This window comes from Streptomyces sp. WAC06614, from assembly GCF_003949795.1.
Classification (GTDB): Bacteria; Actinomycetota; Actinomycetes; order Streptomycetales; family Streptomycetaceae; genus Streptomyces.
The window spans coordinates 1-6309 of the sequence record NZ_RPRY01000376.1; the positions used below are offsets into that span (position 1 = coordinate 1).

5 protein-coding genes and 1 pseudogene are annotated in these 6309 nt (G+C 71.1%); all 6 read right to left on the minus strand.

Annotation, left to right across the window (positions count from 1 at the left end):
- Positions 1–485: pseudogene (locus EF918_RS31065) on the minus strand (type VI secretion protein); the annotation flags it as partial.
- Between the two features lies 1 nt (position 486).
- Complete coding sequence (locus EF918_RS31070) at positions 487–1902, minus strand: ATP-binding protein (RefSeq protein WP_125652261.1); 1416 nt, start codon at positions 1900–1902, stop codon at positions 487–489.
- A gap of 15 nt (positions 1903–1917) precedes the next feature.
- A complete protein-coding gene (locus tag EF918_RS31075) occupies positions 1918–3480 on the minus strand; it encodes an SCO6880 family protein (RefSeq protein ID WP_125652262.1) in 1563 nt (520 codons plus the stop codon).
- Complete coding sequence (locus tag EF918_RS31080) at positions 3477–4796, minus strand: hypothetical protein (protein ID WP_125652263.1); 1320 nt, start codon at positions 4794–4796, stop codon at positions 3477–3479. Before EF918_RS31080 ends, EF918_RS31075 begins: the two co-directional genes overlap by 4 nt.
- Complete coding sequence (locus EF918_RS31085) at positions 4786–5637, minus strand: hypothetical protein (RefSeq protein WP_125652264.1); 852 nt, start codon at positions 5635–5637, stop codon at positions 4786–4788. The genes EF918_RS31080 and EF918_RS31085 overlap by 11 nt, the downstream gene beginning before the upstream one ends.
- Before the next feature lie 96 nt (positions 5638–5733).
- On the minus strand, positions 5734–6042 hold the full coding sequence (locus EF918_RS31090) for a hypothetical protein (RefSeq protein WP_125652265.1): 309 nt from the start codon (positions 6040–6042) through the stop codon (positions 5734–5736).
- Positions 6043–6309: the final 267 nt, after the last annotated feature.

Here is a 6309-nt window from a genome sequence, read left to right on the forward strand (position 1 = left end):
GTGGGGGGTGGCGTCGTCGGTTCGGGTGTGGTGCGGGCCGGGGCGAGGTCGGGCGTGGGCCGGGTGGCCCCGGTCCTGGCCCCGGCCTCCGCCTCGGCCTTGAGGCGGGTGCGGCGGGCCTTGGTGCGGGCCACCACGCCGAGCGCGAAGAGGGTCAGGACGAGCAGGACCAGGAGCTGGCCCACGAAGAGGCCCCAGAACAGGCCCCAGCCCGACAGGGCCGCCGGGTCGGTGTCCGGCCAGGCGGCGGGGATGTCGTGGGGTTGGGTTATCAGCGCGCGGACCGCGGTCGGGGTGCGTCCGAAGGTGACGGCGTCCGGCCAGCTCCCGCGGGCCAGCAGGGCGGCCAGGCCGGTGGCGGTCCACACGAGGACCGCCAGGCCCAGCAGGAAGGCCAGCAGGCCCACCAGGAGTCCGTCCGGGATGCCGCCGGGGCGGCCGGTCCCGCCGGCCGGGGTTCTCGCCGCGGGGCGCTGGTCGGCCATGTCAGGCCACCGTCGCCCCACCGCCGTGGCGTCGTTCGATGCGCATGGCGCGTTCTTCCGCCTCCAGTTCGGCCGCGAGCAGGTCGTCGTTCAGGGGTGCTTGCGGCGGTGGTGCCGAGGATTCGGTCATGGCGCGGTCGGTGTAGACCAGGGGGCGTTCCGTCTCGGTGATCAGGTGTTTGACCACCTGCACGTTGCCGTTGACGTCCCAGACCGCGATGCCGGGGGTGAGGGTGGGGATGATCTCGACGGCCCAGCGGGGCAGGCCGAGGACCCGGCCGGTGGCGCGGGCCTCGTCCGCCTTCTGGGCGTAGATGGTCCGGGTGGAGGCCATCTTGAGGATGGCCGCGGCCTCCCGGGCGGCGGCTCCGTCGACGACGTCGGAGAGGTGGTGGACGACGGCGACGAAGGACAGGCCGAGGCGGCGGCCGAACTTCAGCAGCCGCTGGAAGAGCTGGGCCACGAACGGGCTGTTGATGATGTGCCAGGCCTCTTCGACCAGGAAGATCCGCTTCTTCCGGTCGGGCCTGATCCAGGTGTGCTCCAGCCAGACGCCGACGATCGCCATCAGGATGGGCATGGCGATGGAGTTGCGGTCGATGTGCGAGAGGTCGAAGACGATGAGCGGGGCGTCGAGGTCGATGCCGACCGTGGTCGGGCCGTCGAACATGCCGCGCAGGTCGCCGTCGACCAGGCGGTCGAGGACGAGGGCCACGTCCAGGCCCCAGGCGCGGACGTCGTCTATGTCGACGTTCATGGCCTCCGCGGATTCGGCCTCCGGGTGGCGCAGCTGTTCCACGATGTCGGTCAGGACCGGCTGGCGGTCGGTGATGGTCTCCGTGACGTAGGCGTGGGCGACCTTGAGGGCGAAGCCGGAACGTTCGTCCAGGCCGTGCCCCATCGCGACCTCGATGATGGTGCGCAGCAGGGCGAGCTGGCCGGTGGTGGTGATGGACGGGTCGAGCGGGTTGAGGCGGATGCCGTCCCCGCCGGCGGCGACCGGGTCCAGGCGGATGGGGGTTATCCCCAGGGCTTCCGCGATGAGGTTCCATTCGCCGACGCCGTCCTCGCCCTGGGCGTCGAGGACCACGACCTGGCGGTCGCGGAACCTGAGCTGGCGCAGGACGTACGTCTTCTCCAGTGCGGACTTGCCGTTGCCGGACTCGCCGAGGACCAGCCAGTGGGGGGCGGGGAGCTGCTGGCCGTAGAGCTGGAAGGGGTCGTAGATGTAGCCCTTGCCGCTGTAGACCTCCCGGCCGATGATCACACCGGAGTCGCCGAGGCCGGGGGCGGCGGTGGGCAGGTAGACGGCCTGGGCCTGGCCGGTGGAGGTGCGGACCGGGAGGCGGGTCGTCTCGACCTTGCCGAACAGGAAGCTGGTGAAGGCGTCCGTCAGGACGGACAGCGGATCTCGCATGGCGGCTGCCTCCAGCTAGCTTCGGATGCCGGTGGCGAACGGCAGGGTGTTGACGAAGGCGCGGTGGTGCTCGCGGTCGCACCATTCGAGCTTCAGGTACGACTTGCCGGCCGAAGCGCGGATGGTCCGCTTGTCGCGGGCGAGGGCCTCCGGGGAACGCGACGACACCGTGATGTACCCGACCAGGTTGACCCCGGCCGCACCGCTGGCGAGATCTTCACCCCTCTGGTCGAGCCGGCCGTGGGCGGCGATGTCGCGGGGGTCGACCGTGCGGTTCATCTTCGCGGCGCGGCTGGCGTCGGCCTCGTCGTTGGTCTTCTCGGTCAGCATCCGCTCGATGGCGACCTCGGTGGGCTCCAGGTCCATGGTGACGGCGACCGTGCGGATCACGTCGGGGGTGTGGACGAGGAGCGGGGCGAGGAAGTTCACGCCGACGGGGGTCATGGGCCATTCCTTGACCCAGGCGGTGGCGTGGCACCAGGGCGCGCGGGTGGAGGACTCGCGGGTCTTGGCCTGGAGGAAGGTGGGCTCGGTGGCGTCGAGCTCGGCGGGCCAGGCGTTGCGCTTGGTCATGGCCTGGATGTGGTCGATGGGGTGGTCCGGGTCGTACATGGAGTGCACGAGGGAGGCGAGTCGGCCCTGGCCGAGGGGCTGGCGGACGCGGATGTCGGCCTCGGCGAGGCGGGCGCAGATGTCGGTGAGCTCGCGGGCCATGACGACGGCGAGACCGGCGTCCTTGTCGAGCCGGCGGCCGCGCTGCGGGGTGGCGGCGCGGGCGATGGTGTGGGCCTCGGCGGCGAGTTCGCGCGTGTAGTGCATACAGGCGACGAGGTAGGCGCGGTGCTGCTCGGAGGAGGTGGAGACCATCGACTGGAGCTGCTCGTAGGAGTCGCGCAGCCAGGCCGGGGAGTGGGCGTCGCCGCGCTGGGCGACGTCCTTGGCGTGGGCGTCGGGGTCGGCGGGCAGGGTGCGGGCGAGCATCTGCAGCCGGGTGACGAAGCCGTCGCCGTTGGCGACGTGCTTGAGGAGGGTGCCGAAGCGGTCGACGAGGGCTTCCTGGTCCTCGCTGTCGCGCAGGCCGACGCCGGGGCCCTCGATCTCGATGGCCGCAGTGACGGTCCTGCGGTCGGCGTGCAGCAGGACGGCGATCTCGTCGGGGCCGAAGGGGGCGGCGAGCCAGTTGATGCGGCCGATGCCGGGGGGCGGGCCGATCTCGACCTCGCGGCCGTCGGAGGCGCGGGTGCCGGCCTCCATGGCGGCGGAGCGGAAGGTGGCGCCGCGGCGCAGGGTGCGCTTGTAGCTGCGGTTGATCTCGAACCACTTGTAGAACGTGCGGCCCCGGTAGGGCACGTAGACCGCGGCGAGGGCGAGCAGCGGGAAGCCGACGAGCAGGACGATCCGCGCGGTGAGGGCGGGGACCAGCAGCCCGCTCATCATGCCGAGGAAGGCCCCGGCGATGACGAGGGCGATCTCGCCCGTCTCGCGGTTCTTGCCGACGATGGCGTTCGGCCGGGCGCGGCCGATCAGGTACGTGCGGCGGGGCGCGATCGGGTGGATCTGGTGGGACTGGGCCGTCAACGCCCGTCACCTCCTGTGTTCCTCGGGCTCGTGCCCGTGCTCGTACGGGGCGCGGGGGTCGCGGAGGGGACGCTGCCGCCGCCTGCGGGGCCGCGGCTGCTGTGGGCGGCCATGCCTCCGGAGATCTGGTTGCCGCCGGTGCCGCCTTCGCCGCCGCCGGCGCGGTGGGAACCGCCGCGGCTGCTGTGGGTCTTGATGCCCTGGGAGACGAGGGTGGCGGGGGAGCTGATGACGGCGGCGGCCTGGGCTCCGTCGGTGGCCTGCTTGCGGTTGCTGCGGGCGGCGGAGATCTCGTCGCCGAAGCCGGGTACGAAGCGGTAGATCATCGCGGAGGCGAAGATGGCCAGCAGGATGATGGCGAGGCCGGAGACCACGGCGGAGAAGGCGTTGGGGCCCTTGTCGCCGGCGAGGGCGCCGGCCAGGCCTAGGACGATCACGATGATCGGCTTGACCATGATCACGGCGATCATGATCCCGGCCCAGCGGCGGACGTGGCCCCACATGTTGCGGTCGACCAGGCCGGCGTAGACGACGGTGCCGAGGAGCGCGCCGACGTAGAGCAGGGCGGCGCGGATGACCAGCTCCAGCCACAGGACGCCGGCGGCGAGGACGGTGACGAGGGCGACGACGATCAGCATGATCGGGCCGCCGCCGATGTCCTGGCCCTTCTTGAGGGCCTCGCCGAAGGAGCCGAAGAACACGTCGGTCTGGCCGCCGGTGGCGGAGGCGATGACCTGCGTGACGCCGTCGGTGGCGGAGACCACGGTGTAGAGGACGAGCGGGGTGAAGGCGGAGGCCAGCACGGTGAGCCAGAGGAAGCCGATGGCTTCGGAGACGGCGGTGCTGAGCGGTACGCCGCGGATGGCGCGCTTGGCGACGGCGAGCAGCCACAGGACGAGGGTCAGGACCGTGGAGGCGGCGAAGACGACGGCGTACTGCTGGAGGAACGTGCCGTTGGTGAAGTCGACGGCGGCGGTGTTCTTGACGGCCTCGCTGAGCTTGCCGACGATCCAGGAGGCGGCGTCGGCGCAGCCGCGGGCGAGGGAGGCCAAGGGGTCCAGAGGGCTGTCGGGGTTGCTCAGGGACGGGCCGGTCCCGGGCGTGCTGCCTGCGCCGGACTCGCCCTTCTCGCAGTACTGCTTGGCCGGGCCGATGAGCGCGTCACAGACGCTGTTGCTCGCGGACGGCGACGACGTCGGTGTGGGAGTGGGGGTCGGCGTGGGGGTCGGGGCCGCGTGGGCACGAGCTGCCATCGAGACCAGGGCGACGTGGACGGTGGCGACGACGCCGAGCCGTGTGCGGAGCCTACCGGGCATAGGTGAACCCTCCGAACTCCTTGATGGCCTTGCTGATGTCGTCGGACGTCGACGCCCGGACATCGCCGGGGACGGGCGCGGGCCCGTCCTGCTGGCTGTCGCCGGCGACCTTCCAGTCGCCGCCCGCCCAGACGAGGTCGAACGTCCACGTCTTCCACGTGGTGCGGACGGGGTCGGTCGACTGCGGGCCGGACATGCCGATCAGTGCCGTGTACCAGACCGAGACCTTGGCGTTCGTCGGGCTGAAGCTGTCGATCCGGGTACCGACAGGGACGGCCCGCGTGACGAAGACGCTGCCCTGGGGCGGGTTGCCGTTCGCGTCGAGGCCCAGCTTGCCCAGGAAGGGTGCGGAGTACGCCTGGTCCTGCGGTCCCTTCAGGCGGGCCGCGGCGTCCTGGGTGTAGATGCCGTCCACCAAGGCGTGCCGGGTGTCCTTCTTGAACATTCCGTCAGAACCCAGCGCCACGGCGAAATTGGCGGCCGCCGACTGGGCTCCCTGCTCGTTCTGGGCGAATCCCTTGGGGATCTGCCCGTTCTTGCCGTCCACGGGACGCGTCCCTGTGGCGTCCGTCGGGCCGGAGGCAGGAGCCTTGTCCGAGGTCGACGGTTGGTCCGTCGGGTCGTTCCTCGTGTTGTCCTGGTTCGCGAACGCGATCGCCGCGATCAGCAGCACCACCACGCCGACCACCGTCACCAGCCCCCGCGACGGGCGGGCGGCGCGGCGGGGTGGGGCGTACGGGTCGGAGGTGGGCTCCGGGAGGCGGGTGCGGGTCTGGCCCGTGCCGCCGACGTCGCCGTAGCCGCCGCCCGCCCCGCCGCCGTAGCTGTCGTCGTGGCTCATTCCGTCTCCGCCCCCTCCGCGTCGTTCGACGGTAGCGCTGGTTCCCGCGTGGACGCGGTCTGGTGGGTCGTCATCAGGTGGCGGAAGCCGGCACGGCTAGACCGCCATCCCGTAGACGATCGTGAACAGCGTGCCGAGCGAGCCGATGATGAAGACACCTGTCAGGCCGGCCACGATCAGGCCCTTGCCCTGTTCCGCGCTGAAGGTGTCGCGCAGTGCCGTCGCGCCGATGCGCTGCTTGGCAGCGCCCCAGATGGCGATGCCCAGGCAGAGCAGGATCGCCACGGCCATGATGACTTCGATCATGACCTTCGCTTCGGCACCGAGACTGCCGAACGGGCCCCAGTTCGGGGCGATTCCGCCGATGATGGTGTTGATGTCGCCCTTTTCGGCCGCCAGGATCATGTAACTCACCGCCCCAGTCAGGGTAGTTCCGGTAGCCCGTGCCCTCCGGCAGGGGTCACGCACTATCTTCCCTGATGAAACCGCCGTGGGATGTCGACTTGGCGGCTCTCTTCTGCCGAACTCCTGGCACGTGCCCCGTTCGCACCCTCTGACCTGGGCGATATGCGCAAGAACATATGGTCACTCTGTGTATCACGCCACTTGACACGGGGCAATGTCCGGGCTCTCGGCGTACGGGGGGCGTACGGAGGGAGTGCGGTCGGGGGC

Excerpts from the sequence above, each read along its gene's own strand:
- EF918_RS31070 (WP_125652261.1), bottom strand. The coding sequence starts at position 1,902 with ATGCGAGATCCGCTGTCCGTCCTGACGGACGCCTTCACCAGCTTCCTG.
- EF918_RS31080 (WP_125652263.1), bottom strand. The coding sequence starts at position 4,796 with ATGCCCGGTAGGCTCCGCACACGGCTCGGCGTCGTCGCCACCGTCCAC.
- EF918_RS31085 (WP_125652264.1), bottom strand. The coding sequence starts at position 5,637 with ATGAGCCACGACGACAGCTACGGCGGCGGGGCGGGCGGCGGCTACGGC.
- EF918_RS31090 (WP_125652265.1), bottom strand. The coding sequence starts at position 6,042 with ATGATCCTGGCGGCCGAAAAGGGCGACATCAACACCATCATCGGCGGA.